The organism is Sphingomonas sp. (assembly GCF_964263785.1).
Lineage (GTDB): Bacteria > Pseudomonadota > Alphaproteobacteria > Sphingomonadales > Sphingomonadaceae > Sphingomonas.
In genome coordinates, this window is record NZ_CAXVWL010000104.1 from 58,204 (window position 1) to 77,468 (window position 19,265).

23 protein-coding genes are annotated in these 19,265 nt (G+C 67.0%); 12 read left to right on the forward strand and 11 right to left on the reverse strand.

Going from position 1 to position 19,265, the window contains the following annotated elements; genetic code table 11:
• Positions 1-67: 67 nt before the first annotated feature.
• The 9 genes from ACE5C1_RS13640 to aroQ form a co-directional block, all read right to left on the reverse strand.
• Complete coding sequence (locus ACE5C1_RS13640) at positions 68-319, reverse strand: hypothetical protein (RefSeq protein ID WP_374944616.1); 252 nt, start codon at positions 317-319, stop codon at positions 68-70.
• Between the two features lie 205 nt (positions 320-524).
• Positions 525-1,919, reverse strand: a complete 1,395-nt coding sequence (locus ACE5C1_RS13645; protein ID WP_374944617.1) for a DEAD/DEAH box helicase — start codon at positions 1,917-1,919, stop codon at positions 525-527.
• 353 nt (positions 1,920-2,272) lie between these two features.
• A complete protein-coding gene (locus ACE5C1_RS13650) occupies positions 2,273-2,587 on the reverse strand; it encodes a hypothetical protein (RefSeq protein WP_374944618.1) in 315 nt (104 codons plus the stop codon).
• Positions 2,588-2,769: 182 nt separating this feature from the next.
• Positions 2,770-4,182: a type I glutamate--ammonia ligase gene (glnA, locus tag ACE5C1_RS13655; protein WP_374944619.1), complete on the reverse strand. Its 1,413-nt coding sequence runs from the start codon at positions 4,180-4,182 to the stop codon at positions 2,770-2,772.
• Positions 4,183-4,211: 29 nt separating this feature from the next.
• A complete protein-coding gene (locus ACE5C1_RS13660; protein ID WP_374944620.1) occupies positions 4,212-4,550 on the reverse strand; it encodes a P-II family nitrogen regulator in 339 nt (112 codons plus the stop codon).
• Positions 4,547-4,978 (reverse strand): hypothetical protein, encoded by a 432-nt coding sequence (locus ACE5C1_RS13665; RefSeq protein ID WP_374944621.1) that lies wholly within the window; start codon positions 4,976-4,978, stop codon positions 4,547-4,549. The genes ACE5C1_RS13660 and ACE5C1_RS13665 overlap by 4 nt, the downstream gene beginning before the upstream one ends.
• 266 nt (positions 4,979-5,244) lie before the next feature.
• Positions 5,245-6,591 carry an acetyl-CoA carboxylase biotin carboxylase subunit gene (gene accC / locus ACE5C1_RS13670; protein WP_374944622.1) on the reverse strand — a complete coding sequence of 449 codons (1,347 nt, stop codon included), beginning with the start codon at positions 6,589-6,591 and terminating at the stop codon, positions 5,245-5,247.
• Positions 6,591-7,082 carry an acetyl-CoA carboxylase biotin carboxyl carrier protein gene (gene accB / locus ACE5C1_RS13675; protein ID WP_374944623.1) on the reverse strand — a complete coding sequence of 164 codons (492 nt, stop codon included), beginning with the start codon at positions 7,080-7,082 and terminating at the stop codon, positions 6,591-6,593. The genes accC and accB overlap by 1 nt, the downstream gene beginning before the upstream one ends.
• 13 nt (positions 7,083-7,095) lie before the next feature.
• The gene (aroQ, locus tag ACE5C1_RS13680) at positions 7,096-7,554 is read right to left on the reverse strand and encodes a type II 3-dehydroquinate dehydratase (protein ID WP_374944624.1); all 459 of its coding nucleotides are present in this window, start codon (positions 7,552-7,554) and stop codon (positions 7,096-7,098) included.
• An 85-nt stretch (positions 7,555-7,639) separates the two neighbouring features.
• Between aroQ and thiS the strand changes: the two genes are divergently transcribed.
• On the forward strand, positions 7,640-8,647 hold the full coding sequence (gene thiS / locus ACE5C1_RS13685; RefSeq protein WP_374944625.1) for a sulfur carrier protein ThiS: 1,008 nt from the start codon (positions 7,640-7,642) through the stop codon (positions 8,645-8,647).
• Between the two features lie 97 nt (positions 8,648-8,744).
• Complete coding sequence (locus ACE5C1_RS13690; protein WP_374944626.1) at positions 8,745-8,927, forward strand: CsbD family protein; 183 nt, start codon at positions 8,745-8,747, stop codon at positions 8,925-8,927.
• Positions 8,928-9,130: 203 nt separating this feature from the next.
• Here ACE5C1_RS13690 and ACE5C1_RS13695 read toward each other — a convergent pair whose 3' ends face one another.
• The gene (locus ACE5C1_RS13695; protein WP_374944627.1) at positions 9,131-9,580 is read right to left on the reverse strand and encodes a YaiI/YqxD family protein; all 450 of its coding nucleotides are present in this window, start codon (positions 9,578-9,580) and stop codon (positions 9,131-9,133) included.
• Positions 9,577-11,220, reverse strand: a complete 1,644-nt coding sequence (locus ACE5C1_RS13700) for a thiamine pyrophosphate-binding protein (RefSeq protein WP_374944628.1) — start codon at positions 11,218-11,220, stop codon at positions 9,577-9,579. Before ACE5C1_RS13700 ends, ACE5C1_RS13695 begins: the two co-directional genes overlap by 4 nt.
• Positions 11,221-11,293: 73 nt before the next feature.
• Here ACE5C1_RS13700 and ACE5C1_RS13705 point away from each other — a divergent pair, with 73 nt between their 5' ends.
• The 10 genes from ACE5C1_RS13705 to ACE5C1_RS13750 all read left to right on the forward strand — a co-directional run.
• Complete coding sequence (locus ACE5C1_RS13705; protein WP_374944629.1) at positions 11,294-12,211, forward strand: SMP-30/gluconolactonase/LRE family protein; 918 nt, start codon at positions 11,294-11,296, stop codon at positions 12,209-12,211.
• 253 nt (positions 12,212-12,464) lie between these two features.
• Complete coding sequence (locus tag ACE5C1_RS13710; protein WP_374944630.1) at positions 12,465-13,172, forward strand: CoA transferase subunit A; 708 nt, start codon at positions 12,465-12,467, stop codon at positions 13,170-13,172.
• Entirely contained in the window at positions 13,169-14,089 is a 921-nt protein-coding gene (locus ACE5C1_RS13715) for an HAD family acid phosphatase (RefSeq protein ID WP_374944631.1), read from the forward strand. The genes ACE5C1_RS13710 and ACE5C1_RS13715 overlap by 4 nt, the downstream gene beginning before the upstream one ends.
• Positions 14,089-14,724: a CoA transferase subunit B gene (locus ACE5C1_RS13720; RefSeq protein ID WP_374944632.1), complete on the forward strand. Its 636-nt coding sequence runs from the start codon at positions 14,089-14,091 to the stop codon at positions 14,722-14,724. Before ACE5C1_RS13715 ends, ACE5C1_RS13720 begins: the two co-directional genes overlap by 1 nt.
• A complete protein-coding gene (locus ACE5C1_RS13725) occupies positions 14,724-15,164 on the forward strand; it encodes a nucleotidyltransferase substrate binding protein (protein WP_374944633.1) in 441 nt (146 codons plus the stop codon). The genes ACE5C1_RS13720 and ACE5C1_RS13725 overlap by 1 nt, the downstream gene beginning before the upstream one ends.
• On the forward strand, positions 15,157-15,504 hold the full coding sequence (locus tag ACE5C1_RS13730; protein WP_374944634.1) for a nucleotidyltransferase domain-containing protein: 348 nt from the start codon (positions 15,157-15,159) through the stop codon (positions 15,502-15,504). Before ACE5C1_RS13725 ends, ACE5C1_RS13730 begins: the two co-directional genes overlap by 8 nt.
• Before the next feature lie 53 nt (positions 15,505-15,557).
• Entirely contained in the window at positions 15,558-16,985 is a 1,428-nt protein-coding gene (leuC, locus tag ACE5C1_RS13735) for a 3-isopropylmalate dehydratase large subunit (protein ID WP_374944635.1), read from the forward strand.
• On the forward strand, positions 16,982-17,686 hold the full coding sequence (locus tag ACE5C1_RS13740) for a hypothetical protein (RefSeq protein ID WP_374944636.1): 705 nt from the start codon (positions 16,982-16,984) through the stop codon (positions 17,684-17,686). The genes leuC and ACE5C1_RS13740 overlap by 4 nt, the downstream gene beginning before the upstream one ends.
• On the forward strand, positions 17,683-18,312 hold the full coding sequence (gene leuD, locus ACE5C1_RS13745) for a 3-isopropylmalate dehydratase small subunit (RefSeq protein ID WP_374944637.1): 630 nt from the start codon (positions 17,683-17,685) through the stop codon (positions 18,310-18,312). Before ACE5C1_RS13740 ends, leuD begins: the two co-directional genes overlap by 4 nt.
• Positions 18,275-19,265: NADPH:quinone oxidoreductase family protein (locus ACE5C1_RS13750; protein WP_374944638.1), on the forward strand; the 991-nt coding region annotated here is incomplete at its 3' end. The genes leuD and ACE5C1_RS13750, both read left to right, overlap by 38 nt.

Consider the following 19,265-nt stretch of genomic DNA (forward strand, 5'->3'; position numbering starts at 1 on the left):
AATTCGACTGTTCGCCCGTGGCCTTAGCAAGGGGGACGGGGCGGGGGAAGGGCACGGGCGGAGGTTTTCACCCGGCGGCGCGCTCGATCGCCACGCGCACCATCCGCTCCCAAACCGCCGCGTCGCCCGCCTTCGCCATCGCCGCGTCGGGTTCGCGTAAGGTGTGAAGGATCGCGACCGCTTCGCCGAGGTGATCGCGCCAGGCGCCATCGACCGCGCCCCCCGCCGAGGCGCTGGCCCCGTCGGCGTTGGCGCTCAGCCGATGCCCGGCAATGACGCGCGCGATCCGTTCCGCGGCGCTGGTGTGGGCGATGTCCATGAGCTTTCGTCCTCCGTTCTGGAGGCGCAACGCCGGGCGTGGCGACAGGCTCCCGCGTCCGGCGACGAACCGATCCATCATAAATACACCGGAGCGGGTCGAGCGCGGGATCAATGCAACGGCGCGCGTCGAAGCGATCGCGTTTTAGGACCGGATGGTGGCGGAGGACAAGGCGCCGTGAACTGAGTCGCGGCGCCTTGCGGGATCAGACCGAAGCGGTGCGGGGACCACGACCGCCGCCACCGCCGCCGCCGCCGCGGCGGTTACTACCGCCACCGCCGGGCCGGCCAGCGCCAACGGGACGACCGCCGCCGCCATGCCCGCCGCTTTGGCGCGCATCGGCGGTCTTCACCGGCGCGTGGGTCGCGCGGGGACGCGGAAGCGGGCGACCGCGCGGACGATCCTCGCGCGGCGCCGGATCGGCACCGATCGTGGCGACGCGCTGCGACTTGATCTTCGCGGCCTGGTTCATGAAGTCCTCGGGCAACGGGCGAACCGGCACCTTCTGGCGGGTCGTCCGCTCGATGTCCTTGAGGTACGGCTTCTCGTCGTCCGCACAGAACGCGATCGCGACGCCGCTTGCCCCGGCGCGCGCGGTGCGGCCGATGCGGTGGACGTATTGCTCGGGGACGTTGGGCAGCGCGAAATTGACGACGTGACTGACGCCCGAGACGTCGATCCCGCGCGCGGCGATGTCGGTCGCGACCATGATCTTGACCTGGCCCGACTTGAACTCGCCGAGCGCGCGCTCGCGCTGCGGCTGGCTCTTGTTGCCGTGGATCGCGTTGGCGGCGATGCCGTTGCCCGCGAGCAGCTTCACGACGCGGTCGGCGCCGTGCTTGGTCCGGGTGAACACCAATGCGCGGCTGACGTCCTCGCTCTGCAGCACCAGCGTCAGCAGCGCCTGCTTCTCCGCCTGGTTGACGAAGGTGACATACTGGTCGACGCGCTCGGCGGTGGTCGCGGCGGGCTTGACGCTGACGGTCTTGGGATCGTTCAGGAACTGGCTCGCCAGCTCGCGGATCGAGGTGGGCATCGTCGCCGAGAAGAACAGCGTCTGGCGCTTGCGCGGGACCATGCGGACGATCTTCTTGAGCGCGTGGATGAAGCCGAGGTCGAGCATCTGGTCGGCCTCGTCGAGGACGAGGATCTCGATCATCGACAGGTTGACGAAGCCCTGTTCGACCAGGTCGATCAGGCGGCCGGGGGTGGCGACGAGGATGTCGACGCCGCGGCTCATGTCCTGACGGTTCTTGTTGATGCTGGTGCCGCCGAAGACGGTGGTCACCGACATCTTCGAGAACTTGCCATAGTCGCGCGCGCTCTCGGCGATCTGGCTGGCGAGCTCACGAGTGGGGGCGAGGACGAGCATGCGGCAATGGGTCGGCAGGACGCGCTTGAGGTTTTCGACCATGCGCTGGATCGACGGCAGCACGAACGCCGCCGTCTTGCCGGTGCCGGTCTGCGCGATGCCGAGCAGGTCGCCGCCTTCGAGGACGAGGGGGATCGCGTCGCGCTGGATCGGGGTGGGAGTGGAATAGCCCTTGGCTTCGAGCGCGCGGACGAGGGGCTCGGCGAGGCCGAGATGGGAAAAGGACATTGGGGAACCTTGATATGGGCCACGCCCGTGACGCTCTTGGCGCACGGGTGGCGGTGGTGTTTGACACCCCGCGTGAAAAGGGAAGCCCGTTAGAACGACCGAGGCGGAGCCTGGAGCGGGTTAGGCTCCGTCACGCTGCATACGCTTCGATGTTGGGGCATATGGACGAAGAGGGAGGAAAAGTCAAGATGCGCTTATCTCTCGCCGCGAGAGGAAGAGAAGGGCCATCTGTCCTGCGACGTACAACCGCGGGTCTCAGCCCGCCGCGCAGCGGTACCGCTGGGATCGAACCTGCGACGGACCACACGACGGTTGCTCAATCTCCTTCGTCTCTGACGAGGCAGCTTAGCAGATCAAAGCCGTTGGTTACGTTTTTTTGCCGCTCTCCACTTTTGCTCGTGAGTCAAGGCCACTTTGCCGAGCGCTTTGGCTCTCGCCCGGTCTTCAAAGTTAATGCCGATTGCAAAGCCTAGAGTCACGACTCCGGCAACAATGGCGATAACCCAGAATAAGCCATACTCACCCAAGTATGAGCCGAGCTTGAGAGCCGGCACGAGCAGGATCACGCCGCCAACGCCGAAGCCAAAGATGTTGGTAACCCATCCCTTCACGGCCGCGGCGCCGAAGAGAAGAATGAAAGCAATGACAATCAATAACGGGACAATCATGATACGTTTCCGTGCTTCCTCTCGTGCGAGCCTACTAAAATAGATACGCTCTCTAGACGCCTCTCACAACCGACGTGACGCCGTGGCAAAGCCACGCCGTCGGTCCTCGCTTGGGCGAGGCCGGCCGACAGCGGTTGTGCGGGGTCGCTTCGCGTCCCCGCACCGGTCGGACGTGGCCGACCTCAACCGCTGTAGTACATGTCATACTCCACCGGGCTAGGCGTCATCTCCCACCGGGCGACTTCCGCGCGCTTGATCTCGACGTAGGCCTCGATCTGGTCCGCCGAAAACACGTCGCCCTTCAGCAAGAAGTCGTGATCCGCCTCCAGGCAATCGAGCGCCTCGCGCAAGGAGCCCGCGACGGTCGGGATGTCGGCCAGTTCAGCGGGGGGCAGGTCGTAGAGGTTCTTGTCCATCGCCTCGCCGGGGTGGAGCTTGTTCTGGATGCCGTCCATTCCCGCCATCATCAGCGCCGCATAGGCCAGATAGGGATTCGCCAGCGCATCGGGGAAGCGCACCTCGACGCGCTTGGACTTGGGGCCGGTGCCGTAGGGGATGCGGCACGAGGCCGAGCGGTTGCGCGCCGAATAGGCGAGCAGCACCGGCGCTTCGTATCCCGGGACGAGGCGCTTGTACGAGTTGGTCGAGGGGTTGGTGAAGGCGTTCAAGGCTTTGGCGTGCTTGATGATGCCGCCGATGAAATGGAGGCACATGTCGCTGAGCCCGGCATAGCCGTTGCCCGCGAACAGCGGCTCCTTGCCGTTCCAGATCGAGAAGTGGGTGTGCATCCCCGAGCCGTTATCCTCCTTGATCGGCTTGGGCATGAAGGTCGCGGTCTTGCCGTAGGCGTGCGCGACCTGGTGGACGACGTATTTGTAGATCTGCATCCGGTCGGCGGTGACCGTCAGCGTGCCGAAGGTCAGCCCCAGCTCGTGCTGCGCGGCGGCGACCTCGTGGTGGTGCTTGTCGCAGGGCAGGCCCATCTCGATCATCGTCGAGACCATCTCGCCGCGGATATCGACCGCGCTATCCACCGGGGCGACCGGGAAGTAGCCGCCCTTGGCGCGCGGGCGGTGCGCCATGTTGCCGCCTTCATACTCGCGGCCCGAGTTGCCGGGGAGCTCGATGTCGTCGATCTTGTAGTAGCTGGTCGAATAGCTGTTCTCGAAGCGCACGTCGTCGAACATGAAGAATTCGGCTTCGGGACCGACGTAGACGGTGTCGCCGACGCCGGTGGTCTTGAGGAACGCCTCGGCGCGCTTGGCGGTCGAGCGCGGATCGCGCGAGTAGAGCTCGCCGGTCGACGGCTCGACGATGTCGCAGACGACGATCAGCATCGGGGTGGCCGAGAACGGATCGGTATAGACCGCGTCCAGATCGGGTTTCAGCGTCATGTCGCTCTCGTTGATCGCCTTCCAGCCCTCGATCGAGGAGCCGTCGAACATGAGGCCGTCGGTCAGCTCGTCCTCGCCGATCAGCCCGGCGACCATCGTCAGATGCTGCCACTTGCCCTTGGGATCGGTGAAGCGGAGGTCGACCCACTCGATCTCCTCCTCCTTAATGCGCTTCAGGATGTCGGATGCGGTGTTCGGCATGTGCTTGTCTTTCCTGAGTTTAGAAGAATTCAGATGGCGGCGTCGTCGCGTTCGCCGGTGCGGATGCGGAGCGCCGATTCGACGGGGATGACGAAGATCTTGCCGTCGCCGATGCGGCCGGTCTGCGCCGCACCCGCGATCGCCTCGACGACGCGGTCGCACAGCCCGTCCTCGACGACGACCTCCAGCTTCACCTTGGGCAGGAAATCGACGACATATTCGGCACCACGATAGAGTTCGGTATGACCCTTCTGGCGGCCGAAGCCCTTCGCCTCGGTGACGGTGATCCCGGACACGCCGATCTCGTGGAGCGCCTCCTTCACCTCATCGAGCTTGAACGGCTTGATGATCGCCTCGACCTTCTTCACGTCGTTTGCCCCCGGTTCATGTCACGACCCTCGCCCACGCGCGAGCCTTGCACCGAACGTGCCAGCCCGGCGCGAGAGGGGCAAGCGTGAACGAAGCGTAGATGCCGTGCCCGCGAATCGGGCAGCAGGGATGGGGCTGCCCGGCTTTCGCGCAGACGTTGACACCGGTTGATGCGTGGACGCGGTTTTGCCGCGAAGCGATCGGCACGCGCCTGCGACGCGACAGTCAGGCGGCAGTGACGCGACTGTGGCGCGTCGATTGCGCGACGGGAAGGCGGCAGTTGCGCGCCGATGAGGCTACGAAGACGCGGCAGGCGCGCCACGTTCGCGTATTCGCGACGCGGCTGCCACGCGATGCGGGTGAAGACCGGGTTGACGATCGACGGCGACATGCGAGCAGCGTGACGGAACTGTGCCTTGTAGGACATCCCTTTACTTCGTCACCCCGGATACCTCGACAAGTTCGGCAGAGCCTTGTTCCGGGGTCCAGCCCTCCACCCGCAATGCCGTTGCTCGTGGCAGACTGGACCCCGGAACACGTTCGGGGTGACGGTGGGTGGTCGGCGAGGTTTGAAGACCCAGGCTTTCTGCGCCCGCTGCGCCGTCAGACGCGGCGAAGCCGCGCCTTGCGGCGCGCTACGCAGCGCTGGCCGAGCTTGCAGGCGTGCGCCGCAGCTTTGCTGCCGCGTCTCGCCTACTGCGCCGCCAACCACTCCTCCAACCACTTGATCGTATACGCGCCCTGCTGGAACTCCGCGTCTTCGATCAAAGCGCGGTGGAGAGGAATCGTCGTCTTCATCCCCTCGATCACGAACTCCTCCAGCGCGCGGCGGAGGCGGGCGATGCAGCGTTCGCGGGTGGTGCCGTAGACGATCAGCTTGGCGATCATGCTGTCGTAATAGGGCGGCACCTTGTAGCCGGCGTACAGCCCCGAATCGACCCGGACGTGCATGCCGCCGGGGGCATGGAACTGCGTCACCTTGCCCGGCGATGGCGCAAAGGTGCGTGGGTCTTCGGCGTTGATGCGGCATTCGATCGCGTGGCCGTGGAACTCCACCTGGTCCTGGGTCACCGACAGCGGTTCGCCCTCGGCGATGCGGATCTGTTCGCGGACCAGGTCGATGCCGGTGATCATCTCGGTCACCGGATGCTCGACCTGGAGCCGGGTGTTCATCTCGATGAAGTAGAATTCGCCGTCTTCCCACAGGAACTCGATCGTCCCCGCGCCGCGATAGCCCATGTCGGCCATCGCCTTGGCGACCACCCCGCCCATCCGCGCGCGGTCCTCCGCGCCCAGCACGGGGGAGGGGGCCTCTTCCAGCACCTTCTGATGGCGGCGCTGGAGCGAGCAGTCGCGCTCGCCCAGGTGGATCGCGTTGCCGTTGCCGTCGCCGAACACCTGGAATTCGATGTGGCGCGGATTGCCCAGGTATTTCTCCATGTAGACGGTGGCATCGCCGAACGCCGCCTTCGCCTCGCTGCCCGCCCGCTGCATCAGCGTCTCGAGACTGTCCTCTGAGGCACAGACCTTCATCCCGCGCCCGCCCCCGCCCGACGCCGCCTTGATGATGACCGGATAGCCGATCCGGTCCGCGATCGCCTTGGCTTCCGCCAAGTCGCCGATCGCGCCGTCGGAGCCGGGGACGAGCGGCAGGCCGAGCGCGCCCGCGGTGCGCTTGGCCTCCACCTTATCGCCCATCGTGACGATGTGTTCGGGCTTCGGCCCCACGAAGATGATGTCGTGCGCCTCGACGATCTCGGCGAACTTCGCGTTTTCGCTGAGGAAACCGTAGCCCGGATGGATCGCGTCGGCACCCGAGATTTCGGCCGCCGAGATGATGTTGGGGATGTTGAGATAGCTGTCGGTCGCCGATGGCGGCCCGATGCAGATCGCTTCGTCGGCGAGCCGCACGTGCATCGCGTCGGCGTCGGCGGTGGAGTGCACCGCGACGGTCTTGATCCCCATCTCGTGGCAGGCGCGGTGGATGCGCAACGCGATCTCGCCGCGGTTGGCGATGAGCAGCTTCTTGATCTGCGGCATTATTGCACCACGATCAGCGGCTGGTCGAACTCGACCGGCTGGCCGCTCTCGACCAGCACCGCGGTGACCGTGCCGGCGGATGGCGCGACGATCGGGTTCATCACCTTCATCGCCTCGACGATGAGCAAGGTGTCGCCTGCCGCGACCTTCTGTCCGACCGCGGCGAACGCCTTCGCGCCAGGTTCGGGGGAGAGGTACGCGGTGCCGACCATCGGCGACTTGACCGCGGGCGCATCGGGTGCTGGCGCCAACGCGCCGACCTCGGCGGGGCTGGCGGCATGGGTCGGCGCGGGCAGCGGTGGCGGCGCATAATGCGCGGGCGCGGCGGCGACCGCGGCGGCTTTGCGCGCGACGCGGATCTTGCGGTCGCCGTGCTCGACCTCGATCTCCGTCAGCGCGGTCGCGTCGAGCAATTCGGCGAGCTGGCGGACGAGGTCGATATCGACCTTCATCGTCTTGGCGCCTTGGGTCTGGTCTGTCTGGTCGGTCATGTCAGCGCATCTGTCAGAAGCGCGCCGCGGCTTCAAGCGCGAGGGTGTACGACAGCGCGCCGAACCCCGATATCGTGCCGCGCGCGGCCTGCCCGACGAGGCTGATGTGGCGGAAGTCCTCGCGCGCGTGCGGGTTGGACAAATGGACCTCTATCACCGGGGTCTTCACGCCCTTGATCGCGTCGTGCAGCGCCACCGAGGTGTGGGTGAAGCCGCCCGCGTTGAGCAGCACCGCCTTGATGTCGCGCGCCTGCGCCTCGTGTAGCCAGTCGACCAGATGCCCCTCGTGGTTCGACTGGCGCAGGTCGATCTCCAGCCCCAGTTCGCGCGCGCGGTCGTCGAGCATGTTGGCGATGTCGTCGAGCGTGTCGTGCCCGTACACCTCGGGCTCGCGCACGCCGAGCAGGTTGAGGTTCGGGCCGTTGAGGACGAAGATGGTCTGGGAGACGATCTTGGGCGTGGTATCGGTCACGAGCGGACCTTTCGGTTGCTAGGCGTTCGGCGGGCTTCCTATATGCAGCGCGCCGGCGCGGCAAACGCGCTTGCCAGGAGTGACCATGGCCCACGTCGACGGAACCGTCTCCATCACCGTTAACGGCGAGCACAAGCGGGTCGCTGCGGGGATGACCATCGCCGCGCTTGCCGAGTCGCTGGGCCTCGTCCCCGCCAAGCTGGCGGTGGAGCGCAACCTGGAGGTCGTGCCGCGCTCGACCCTCGACAGCGTGTGCGTCGAGGATGGCGACGAGCTCGAGATCGTGCATTTCGTCGGTGGTGGCGACCATCTGAAGCCGGTGGACGCGGACACCTGGACCGTTGCGGGGCGCACGTTCCGGTCGCGGCTGATCGTGGGGACCGGCAAGTACAAGGATTTCGCGCAGAACGCCGCCGCGCTGGAAGCGTCGGGTGCGGAGATCGTCACGGTCGCGGTGCGGCGGGTGAACGTGTCCGATCCGAACGCGCCGATGCTGACCGACTTCATCGATCCGAAGCGCGTCACCTATCTGCCCAACACCGCGGGCTGCTTCGACGCCGAGTCCGCGATCCGCACCCTCAGGCTGGCGCGCGAGGCTGGCGGGTGGGACCTGGTGAAGCTGGAGGTGCTCGGCGAGGCGAAGACGCTGTACCCCGACATGGTGGAGACGCTGCGCGCGACCGAGGTGCTGGCGAAGGAAGGCTTTCTGCCGATGGTCTATTGCGTCGACGATCCGATCGCGGCGAAGCGGCTGGAGAACGTCGGCGCGGTCGCGATCATGCCGCTCGGCGCGCCGATCGGGTCGGGGCTGGGCATCCAGAATGCGGTGACGATCCGGCTGATCGTCGAGGGCGCGGGCGTGCCGGTACTGGTCGATGCGGGGGTCGGCACCGCATCGGATGCGGCGTTCGCGATGGAACTGGGCTGCGACGGCGTGCTGATGAACACCGCCATCGCCGAGGCCAAGGACCCGGTGATGATGGCCGCGGCGATGCGTCATGCGGTGGAGAGCGGGCGGCTGGCGTACCGCGCGGGGCGGATGGGCAAGCGGCGTTATGCCGACCCGTCGAGCCCGCTGGCGGGGTTGATCTGACGAAGGTGTCACGGAACCCGCCGCGAGCCCGCCCGTTTACCTAGGATAGGTTCAAGCGGCCCGGCAGTCGGGCGCGCAACTAACGACGGAGGCTCCCATGGGCGAGTTCACGGACAAGGTCGCAGCAGCGGCGAACAAGGTCACCGGCAGCGTCAAGGAAGCGCTGGGCGATCACAACCATGACGCCGACCTGAAGGCGGAAGGCCAGGCCCAGCAGGTCAAGGGCACCGCGCAGGACGTCAAGGGCAGCGTCAAGGGCGCGCTCGGCGACGATATTTAAGGTTCCGCGTAAGTGGAGCATGAGGGCCGTCCCGGGAAACCGGGGCGGCCCTTCCTTTTGGGCGGACGTCACCGTCAGCAGCAATGCTGTCCTCACCCATCGACGCTTCGAGTCTCTCCCTCTCCAGCGGGAGAGGGAAGGAGACTCGCTCGCGCGGCGAGTGGGGAAGGGTGAGGACAGGGTAGGCGTGGCAAGCGGGGCATCTATTCCCGCTTCAATCGCACCAGCGCCGCATCGAGCGCGGACAGGAACCGCGAGCGATCGGCCTTGGCGAACGGCGCAGGCCCCCCGATCGAGTCGAGCCCGGCGCGCAGGTCGGCCATGATCGCGCGGGTGGCGATCGCGCCGCCGATCGAGGCGGGGGTGAAGGGTTTGCCGGTGTGCGCGAGGACCGTCGCGCCAGCCTTCAGGGCACGGTCGGCGAGGAGGATATCGCCGGTGACGACCACGTCCTTTGGCGAAGCGGTTTCGGCGATCCAGTCGTCGGCGGCGTCGAAGGCATCGCTGACGACTTGACGCGTGACGAGCGGGTGGTCCTCGATGCGCATGCGTTGATTGCTGACGACGACGACGCTGGCGCCGTGGCGGAGCGCGACGCGGTAGACCTCCTCCTTCACCGGGCAGGCGTCGGCGTCGACGAGAACGCGGATCATTTTGCGCGAATCGCGCTCAAGGTCGTGGACGGGCTGATCGTCTCGACGTCGGTTTTGATGTGCAGCAGCTTTACACCCGGTTGCGCGAGGGCTCGGTCGAGGGCGGGGGCGAAATCCTCGGTGCGCTCCACCGTCTCCGCCCAGCAGCCGTAAGCGCGGGCGAGCGCGGCGAAATCGGGGTTGTGGAGTTTCGTCGCGCTGACGCGGCCGGGGAACTCGCGCTCCTGGTGCATGCGGATCGTGCCGTAGGCGCTGTTGTCGATCACCAGCACGAGGATGGTCGCGCCGTGCTGGACCGCGGTGGCGAGTTCCTGCCCGTTCATCAGGAAGCAGCCGTCGCCCGCGAGCGCGACGACTGAGCGGTCGGGATGGCGGAGCGATGCGGCGACCGCGGCGGGAAGGCCGTAGCCCATCGCCCCCGCGGTGGGCGCGAGCTGCGTCCCCGGTCCGGCGTAGCGCCAGTAGCGGTGCCACCAGCCGCTGTAATTCCCCGCGCCGTTGCAGATGATCGTGTCGGCGGGCATCGCTTCGCGCATCGTCGCGACGCATGGGCCGAGGTCGAGAGTCACACCCTCGCGAGCGGCGGGAGTGGACCAGTCCAGGTATTCGGCATGGGCTTCGGCGGCGTCCTCGGGAAAACCGGGATAGTCCGTGTCGTATAGTTCTTGAGCGAAGTCCGAGATGGTGGCGCAGATCGCAATGTCGGCTCGGAATGTGCGGTTCAATTCATCCGGATCAGGATGAACGTGGACCAAAGTCTGACCAGGATGATCCGGCGCGATCAGCGTGTACCCGTCGGTAGTCGCCTCTCCCAGCCGGGCGCCGATGACCAGCAACAGATCGGCGTCCTTAATCCGGGCAACCAGCTTGGGGTTGGGGCCATATCCGAGATTGCCCGCCCAAACCGAGGAAGTATTGTCGATCGCATCCTGGCGCCGAAATGCGGCTACCACCGGGAGCTGGTACGATTGAGCCCAACGCTCGAAATGATGCGCTGAAACCTCGTCCCATCCTGCGCCGCCTATGATCGCCACAGGCTTCGCCGCTGTTAAAAGCTCTTGGTCCAAAGCCATGTATGCGTCTGTTCCCGACCGATAGACGACCCGCTCCACCCGCGGTCGATCCACCACCTCCACCACATCCAGCAGCATGTCCTCGGGCAGCGCCAGCACCACCGGCCCAGGCCTGCCGTTCATCGCGGTCGCATAGGCGCGGGCGACATATTCCGGAATCCGCCGCGCGTCGTCGATACGCGCGGCCCATTTGGCCAGCGGCGCGAACATCGCCTGGAAATCGACTTCCTGAAACGCTTCGCGGTCGCGGGTGCCGCGGTCGACGTCGCCGATGAACAGGATCATCGGCTGGGAGTCCTGCATCGCGACGTGGACGCCGATACTGGCGTTGGTCGCGCCGGGGCCGCGGGTGACGAAGGCGATGCCGGGGCGGTGGGTCAGCGCGCCGTCGGCGCACGCCATGAACGCAGCGCCGCCCTCCTGACGGCAGGTCACGACCTCTATCGCAGGCGTGTCGTGGAGCGCGTCGAGGACCGCGAGAAAACTCTCCCCCGGCACGGTGAAGATGCGGTCGCAGCCTTGCGCCAGGAGTTGATCGACGAGGATGCGGCCACCGGTTCTGCTCATGCGGGGGATGTACCCGCGTCGTCCGCGCGCTACCATCGCGAAAGATGGGGCGCGGAAAATCGGGAGAGCGTGCATGATCGAGTGGACGACCGTCGCCAGCGGCTTGCGCTTTCCCGAAGGCCCGGTCGCGATGGCGGACGGGAGCGTCATCCTGGTCGAGATCGCCGCCGGGCGCATCACTTGCGTCGCGCCCGATGGCACCTGCACGACCGTGGCGGAGCCCGGCGGCGGGCCCAACGGGCTGGCAATCGGGCCGGACGGCAAGCTGTATTGCTGCAACAACGGCGGTTTCGAGTACCGCGAGACCAACGGCTATCTGGTGCCGCACGGGCAGCCGCACGATTACTCCGGCGGGCGGATCGAACGCATCGACATCACCACCGGTGCGGTCGAAATGCTGTACCGCGACGGCGATTTCGGCTGCACGCTTCGCGGACCCAACGACATCGTGTTCGACGCGCACGGCGGCTTCTGGTTCACCGACCACGGCAAGATCCGCGAGCGGACCCGCGACGTCACCGGCATCTTCTATGCAAAGGCGGACGGCAGCCACCTGGCAGAGGTGATCTTTCCGTCCGAAAACCCCAACGGCATCGGCCTGTCCCCCGATGGCCGCCGGCTCTACGCGGCGGAGACCTACACCTGCCGGCTGATGGCGTTCGACGTGGTCGCGCCGGGTCGGGTCGACCCTGCGAGCGGTGTCGGCGGCCCCGCCACGCCGCTGTACCGCCCGGCGGGGTACAAGTTCTTCGATTCGCTGGGTGTCGAGGCGGGCGGCAACATCTGCATCGCGACGATCGGCGAGTGCGGGATCAGCGTGGTGTCGCCGGTGGGCGAGCTGGTCGAGTTCGTCGCTACGGAAGACGTGTTCACCACCAACATCTGCTGGTGCGGCGAGGATATGACGACCGCTTGGGTCACATTGTCGGGATCGGGGCGGCTCGCAAGGGCGACATGGCCACGCGCCGGGCTTCGGCTGCAGCATCAATGAAGGAGACATGCACCGCTGAACCATCGACCGCCGCAATCGTGCAGGCGTCTCTGGTCAGCGCTGGCGATGCGCGGCGTCATGCGCGACGCGCGCGAGCCGACACGCCAAGGTGCGAACGCCGCGCTCGCCACCTGCGCGCAAGTGGTCGCGGCCCGATCCGATCCGATCCGGGCATCGGCATCGTCGCGCCGATCGCTTGACCGCGCGCGGCGCACCCGCGTAATCGCAGGACGCCACGTCAGCGAGGGTCCCGATGCAGAAGCTCTATTCCGATGCCGCCGCCGCGCTCGAAGGGTTGCTCCACGACGGGCTGACGATCTGCGCGGGCGGGTTCGGGCTGTGCGGCATCCCCGAACGGCTGATCGACGCGATCCAGGCTTCGGGGGTCAAGAACCTGACGATCGCCAGCAACAATGCCGGCATCGACGGCGAGGGGCTCGGCAAGCTGCTGCGCACGCGCCAGGTGAAAAAGATGATCTCGTCCTACGTCGGCGAGAACAAGGAATTCGAGCGGCAATATCTGAGCGGCGAACTGGAGGTGGAGTTCTGCCCGCAGGGGACGCTCGCCGAACGCTGCCGCGCAGGCGGTGCGGGGATACCGGGGTTCTACACCAAGACCGGGGTCGGCACTTTGGTGGCCGAGGGCAAGGAGGTGAAGACCTTCGACGGAGAGGATTACATCCTTGAACACGGCATCCGCGCCGATTTGAGCATCATCAAGGGGTGGAAGGCCGACGAGAGCGGTAACCTGATCTTTCGCAAGACCGCACGCAATTTCAACCAGCCGATGGCGACCGCCGGGCGGGTGTGCGTCGCCGAGGTCGAGGAGGTCGTACCGGTGGGTTCGCTGGACCCCGATGCGATCCATCTGCCCGGCATTTACGTGAAGCGGATGATCGTCGGCGCGCCGTACGACAAGAAGATCGAGTTTCGTACCGTGCGGGAGCGGGCGGGGGCGTGAGCGGCGGGAAAGCGACGTTCTCTCCCACCCTTGCAAGGACAGGCGCGGTTCTGTTCGCCGCGCTGGCGCTCGCAAGCTGTGCGACGCCGCGCGTGCGCGATGTTGGCAGCGCGCCGTTCGGCGTGCGGCAGCAGCCGCTGCCGCCGGCGGCTCCGGCGGGCATGCAATATCTGTACGGCTCGGGCGAGGGCGGCGCGATGGCGCTCACCGCGATGCATGCGCTCGTCGCCTATGCAACCGACAAGGCAGCGCATCGTCCGGCGGACAGCGTCGTGCTCGCCGCGGACTCGCCGCTGGTGAAGGCGACCTTCGTGCCGTGCGGCGACAAGCCGCTGGCGGTGGTGTTCGACGCCGACGAAACGCTGATCTACAATCTGGGCTTCGAGGCACGAGCGGCGACGGGCGAGCCGTTCGACGCGGCGCGCTGGTCGCGCTGGGAGCAGACCGGCGCGCGCGCGACCGTGGCGGTGCCGGGCGCGGTGCATGCGGTGACCGAATTGCGCAAGCTGGGGGTGACCGCGGTCGTCAACACCAATCGCGGTGCTGCGAATGCGGGCGCGACCGCAGCGACGTTGAAGGGCGTCGGATTGGGCGATTTCCGGCACGGCGACACGCTGTTCCTGATGGGCGATGGGGCCCCGGGGAGCGGCAAGGACGCGCGGCGTGCGGCGATCGCGGCGAGATACTGCGTGATCGCTATGGCCGGCGACCAGCTCGGGGATTTCTCCGACCGCTTCAACACGCTTGCGGTGGCCGGCCGGCGCGCGATCGCGGTCCACGGATCCGCCGCGGGTCTATGGGGCAAGGGCTGGTTCCTGTTGCCGAATCCCGTCTACGGCACCGCGCTGAAAGGCGGCGTCGACGATCTGTTTCCCCCCGAAAAGCGCTGGGCCGATGCGGCCGAGGAGAAGAAGTAATGGCTTGGGACCGCAACCAGATGGCCGCGCGCGCGGCCAAGGAACTCCGTGACGGCTATTACGTCAATCTGGGGATCGGCATCCCAACGCTGGTCGCGAACAACATTCCCGAGGGCATGACGGTGACGCTCCAGTCGGAGAACGGCATGCTAGGCATCGGCCCGTTCCCGTACGACGACGAGGTCGACCCCGACCTGATCAACGCAGGCAAGCAGACGATCAGCGAGCTGCCGCAATCGGCCTATTTCGGGTCGGAGCAGAGCTTCGCGATGATCCGCGGCGGGCACATCGACCTGACCGTGCTCGGCGCGATGGAGGTGAGCGAGGGCGGCGACATCGCCAACTGGATGATCCCGGGCAAGATGATCAAGGGCATGGGCGGCGCGATGGACCTGGTCGCCGGGGTAAAGAAGATCATCGTCGTGATGGACCACAACGCCAAGGACGGATCGCCGAAGTTCATCCCCGAATGCACCTTGCCGCTGACGGGGCGCAACGTGGTCGACATGATCGTCACCGATCTGGGCGTGTTCCAGCGCCCCGACCACCAATCGCGCTTCCGGCTGGTCGAGCTGGCGCCGGGCGTGAGCGCGGACGAGGTGGCGGCGAGGACGACGGCGGGTTATGATGGCTGATGAACATCGGTGATCCCGATACGCCTCGATGGGTCCAGCGCCTCGACAATTTCGGTGGCGCGATGGTCCTGCTGCGTGAGGGCATCGAGCTGGTGAACGATCCCGCGATGCCGCCGATCGTTGCGGAAGGATTGATCCAGCGCTTCGAGTTCACGTTCGAACTCGCTTGGAAGACGCTGAAGGACTACCTGGTGTGGCGGAAGGTCACGTTGGATCGGCAGGGTCCGGCCGACGTCATCAAGGCCGCCTTCGCCGCGGGCTATATCGATGAAGGCGCAGTCTGGATCGAAGCGCTCGACGCGCGTAATCTGATGTCGCATGTCTATCGGCGACAAGCCTTCGAGCGCGTCGTCCGCGAGATAGAGACGTGCTTCATGGACCGTTTCGAGGCGCTTTACGACATGCTGCTGATCGAAAGGGTCGGGCTCGAGGATGGATGACGACATCATCCTGTCCGAACGCGACCGCGAAATCGTGCGTGGCGTGCTCTTGCCGTTCGCCGATCGCATAGAACGGGTCGCGGTGTTCGGATCGCGTGCGAACGGCAAGGCGCGCCCTGCATCCGATATCGACATCGCGCTTTGGGGCGACGTGGACGATGCGCTCCGGGCGCGGCTCTGGTCGCTGTTCGACCGGAGCAGCTTGGCGGTCTCGGTGGACGTCGTCGTCTATTCTCCGACATTGTCCGTGTTCATGCGCCATCATATCGACGTCGCTTCAAGGCTCCTGTTCTCCGGGGCGGACTTGCGCGCTTCGGCAACCTTGGCCGCGACGCGATGACGGCGTAACGCCGCTTTTGCGCCGGCCCGTTTTCGGTTAACAGCCCGCCCATCATGACCGCCCCCCGCACCCTGTACGAGAAGATCTGGGACGCGCATGTCGTCGAGCGTCGCGACGACGGCACGTGCCTCATCTACATCGACCGTCACCTCGTCCATGAGGTCACCAGCCCGCAGGCGTTCGAGGGGTTGCGCGTTGCCGGGCGCCGGGTTCGCCGGCCCGAGCTGACGCTGGCAGTGCCCGACCACAATCTGCCGACGACTCCGCGCGTCGATGCGCACGGCCGCGTGCTGCCGGTCGCCGACCCGGAAAGCGCGCAGCAGCTCGACGCGCTTCGCCGCAACACCGCGGAGTTCGGCATCGATTATATCGACGCCAATGCCGTCGAGCAGGGGATCGTCCATGTCGTCGGGCCCGAACAGGGTTTCACGCTGCCGGGCACCACGCTGGTGTGCGGTGACAGCCACACCTCGGCGCATGGCGCGCTGGGCGCGCTGGCGTTCGGGATCGGGACGAGCGAGGTCGAGCATGTGCTGGCGACCCAGACGCTGCTGCTCAGCGCATCGAAGACGATGGAGATCCGCGTCGATGGCGCGCTCGGCTTCGGCGTGAGCCCCAAGGATGTGATCCTGTCGATCATCGGCCGGATCGGCGCGGCGGGCGGCACCGGCCATGTCGTCGAATATACCGGCGAGGTGTTTCGCGGCATGTCGATCGAGGGGCGGCTGACCGTTGCCAACATGTCGATCGAGGCGGGCGCGCGCGCCGGTCTGGTCGCGCCCGACGAGACGACCTTTGCCTATCTCAAGGGCCGCCCGATGGCGCCGAGCGGCGAGGCGTGGGACCGCGCGGTCGCATGGTGGCGCTCGCTCCCGACCGATCCCGGCGCGCGATACGACACGAGCGTCCGCCTCGACGCGAGCGACATCGCGCCGTCGCTGACCTGGGGGACGAGCCCCGAGGACGTCGTCGCCGTCACCGGCCACGTGCCCGATCCCGACAGCTTCGCCGACGCGTCCAAGCGTGCGGCGGCGAGGAAGTCGCTCGATTACATGGGGCTCGCGCCCGGCACCGCGATGCAGGACGTCGCCGTGCAGCATGTCTTCATCGGCAGCTGCACCAACAGCCGCATCGAGGATTTGCGCGCCGCCGCGTCGGTCGCCGACGGGCGCCGCGTTGCCGATGGCGTGCGCGCGCTGGTCGTGCCCGGCTCGGGCTTGGTGACGCGGCAGGCGGAGGCCGAGGGGCTCGACCGCATCTTCACCGCCGCAGGCTTCGAGTGGCGCGAGCCCGGCTGCTCGATGTGCCTCGCGATGAATCCCGACAAGGTGCCGCCGGGCGAGCGCTGCGCGTCGACCAGCAACCGAAATTTCGTCGGGCGTCAGGGGCCGGGCGCGCGCACCCACCTGCTGTCGCCGGCGATGGCGGCGGCGGCGGCGGTGACCGGGCGGCTGGCGGACGTGCGCGAGCTGATGGGATGAGGCGGTCGTCGCGCCTCGCTGTCCCGCTGCGCCGTCCCGAGGACGTGATCCCCCACCTCGGCAAGCCCGCGCATTGGAAGCAAGGGCGCTCCGCCAAGGCGCTTGCCGACGCCTGGTTCGCCGCGGGCGACATCGCGCCTGCGGTGCGCGCGGTGCTGGCGCAATCGGGGCGGTTCGCCGATGCCGAGCTGCTCGACGGGTGGCTGGAGCGCGAGACCGACCTGTGTGACGGACGCGGCACCGCGTCGCAGACCGACCTGCTCGCGCTGATCGGCGTCGGCGACGACCTTGCCGTGCTCGGCATCGAGGCCAAGGTCGACGAGAGCTTCGGCAAGCCGGTGTCGGAATGGCTCACCGAGGGCGGCACGGGAAAGGCGCAGCGGCTTGCCGGCATGCGCGCGCTTCTCGGTATCGAATCGGCGCCCGTCGGGCATCTACGCTACCAGCTCTTCCACCGAACCGCCGCCGTCATCTTGGAGGCGCGCCGGTTCCGCACAAAGGAGGCGGTGCTGATCGTCCAGAGCTTCTGCTTGCGCGGCTCCGGCCTCGCCGACGCTCGTGCGTTCTTCGACACGATCGGGCTCGCGGGTCTCGACGTCGGCGCGCTGGTCGGCCCCCAAAATTTCGACGGGGTTTCGCTCTCGGTGGGCTGGGCCGCCGACCGAATTCTCGCATCCGCATCGCTGGAGGCTGCCGCATGACTCCCGTCACCATCGTCGAGGGCACCGCATACCCCTGGGGCGCGAAGAACGTCGATACCGACGTCATCATCCCGGCGCATTGGCTCAAGACGATCACGCGGGTCGGGCTGGGCCGCGGTGCGTTCGAGACGGTGCGCGCCGTGCCGGGCAACATCTTCGACGATCCGCGCTATGCGGGCGCGCCGATCCTGGTTGCGGGCGACAATTTCGGCTGCGGGTCGAGCCGCGAGCATGCCGCCTGGGCGCTCGTCGACATGGGGGTGAAGGCGGTGATCGCGCCGAGTTTTTCGGATATCTTCTCGTCGAACGCCTTCAAGAACGGCATCGTCCCCGTCGTGCTGCCGCAGGAAGCGATCGATCGGCTTGTGGACGTGGCGAGCGACCAGCCGATCACGGTCGACCTGGAGACGATGACGGTCACCACGCCATACCAGGACCGGTTCGAATTCCACCTCGATCCGTTTCGCAGGCAGTGCCTGATGGAAGGCACCGACGAGATCGGCTTGACCTTGGCCCGGGATACCGCGATTTCGAACTTCGAAGGCGCGATGAGCGAGCATCGCCCATGGATCGAGGAAAGAAGCGGCTATGCGGGCATTGCTGTCGAAGGCGCCGGGCGGACCTGAAACACTGGAACTGACGGAGGTCGCCGATCCGGTCGCTGGCCGCGGGCAGGTCGTCGTCGACGTCCGCGCCTGCGCGATCAATTATCCCGATGTGCTGATCATAGAGGACAAGTATCAGTTCAAGCCGTCGCGCCCGTTCGCGCCCGGCGGTGAGATCGCAGGGACCATCGCCAGCATCGGTGAGGGTGTGGAGGGCTGGACCGTTGGCGATCGCGTCATCGCGATGATCGGCCACGGCGGACTGTCGGAGCAGGTGATCGCCGACCCCGCCAAGCTGTACCGCCTGCCCGAAGGCCGCAGCTTCGCGGAAGGCGCGTCGTTGATCCTGACCTATGGCACGACGATCCACGCGCTGCTCGACCGCGGGAATCTGACGGCGGGGCAAACGTTGCTGGTCCTGGGTGCGGCGGGCGGGGTGGGGCTGGCCGCGGTCGAGCTCGGCAAGGCGTTCGGCGCGACCGTCGTTGCCGCGGTCTCGTCCGAGGAGAAGGCCGAAGCCGCGCGGTCCGCAGGGGCCGACACGACGATCGTCTACGCGCGCGCGCCGTTCGACAAGGACGCGTCCAAGGCCTTGGCCGAGCAGTTCAAGGCGGCGGTCGGCAAAACGGGCGCGGACGTGATCTACGATCCGGTCGGCGGCGACTATGCCGAGCCCGCGCTGCGCTCGATCGCGTGGGAGGGCCGCTATCTCGTCGTCGGCTTCCCCGCGGGCATCCCGCGGCTGCCGCTCAACCTGACGCTGCTGAAGAGCTGCGACGTCTGCGGCGTGTTCTGGGGCGCCTTCGCCGCGCGCGATCCGCAGGCCAATCAGGCGAACATCGACCGGCTGTTCGCGCTTTGGGCCGCCGGCAAGATCGCCCCGCGGGTCACCGAAACCTTCCCGCTGGCGCGCGGCGGCGACGCGATCGCCAAGATGGCGGCACGCGCTGCGATCGGAAAACTGGTCGTCGAGC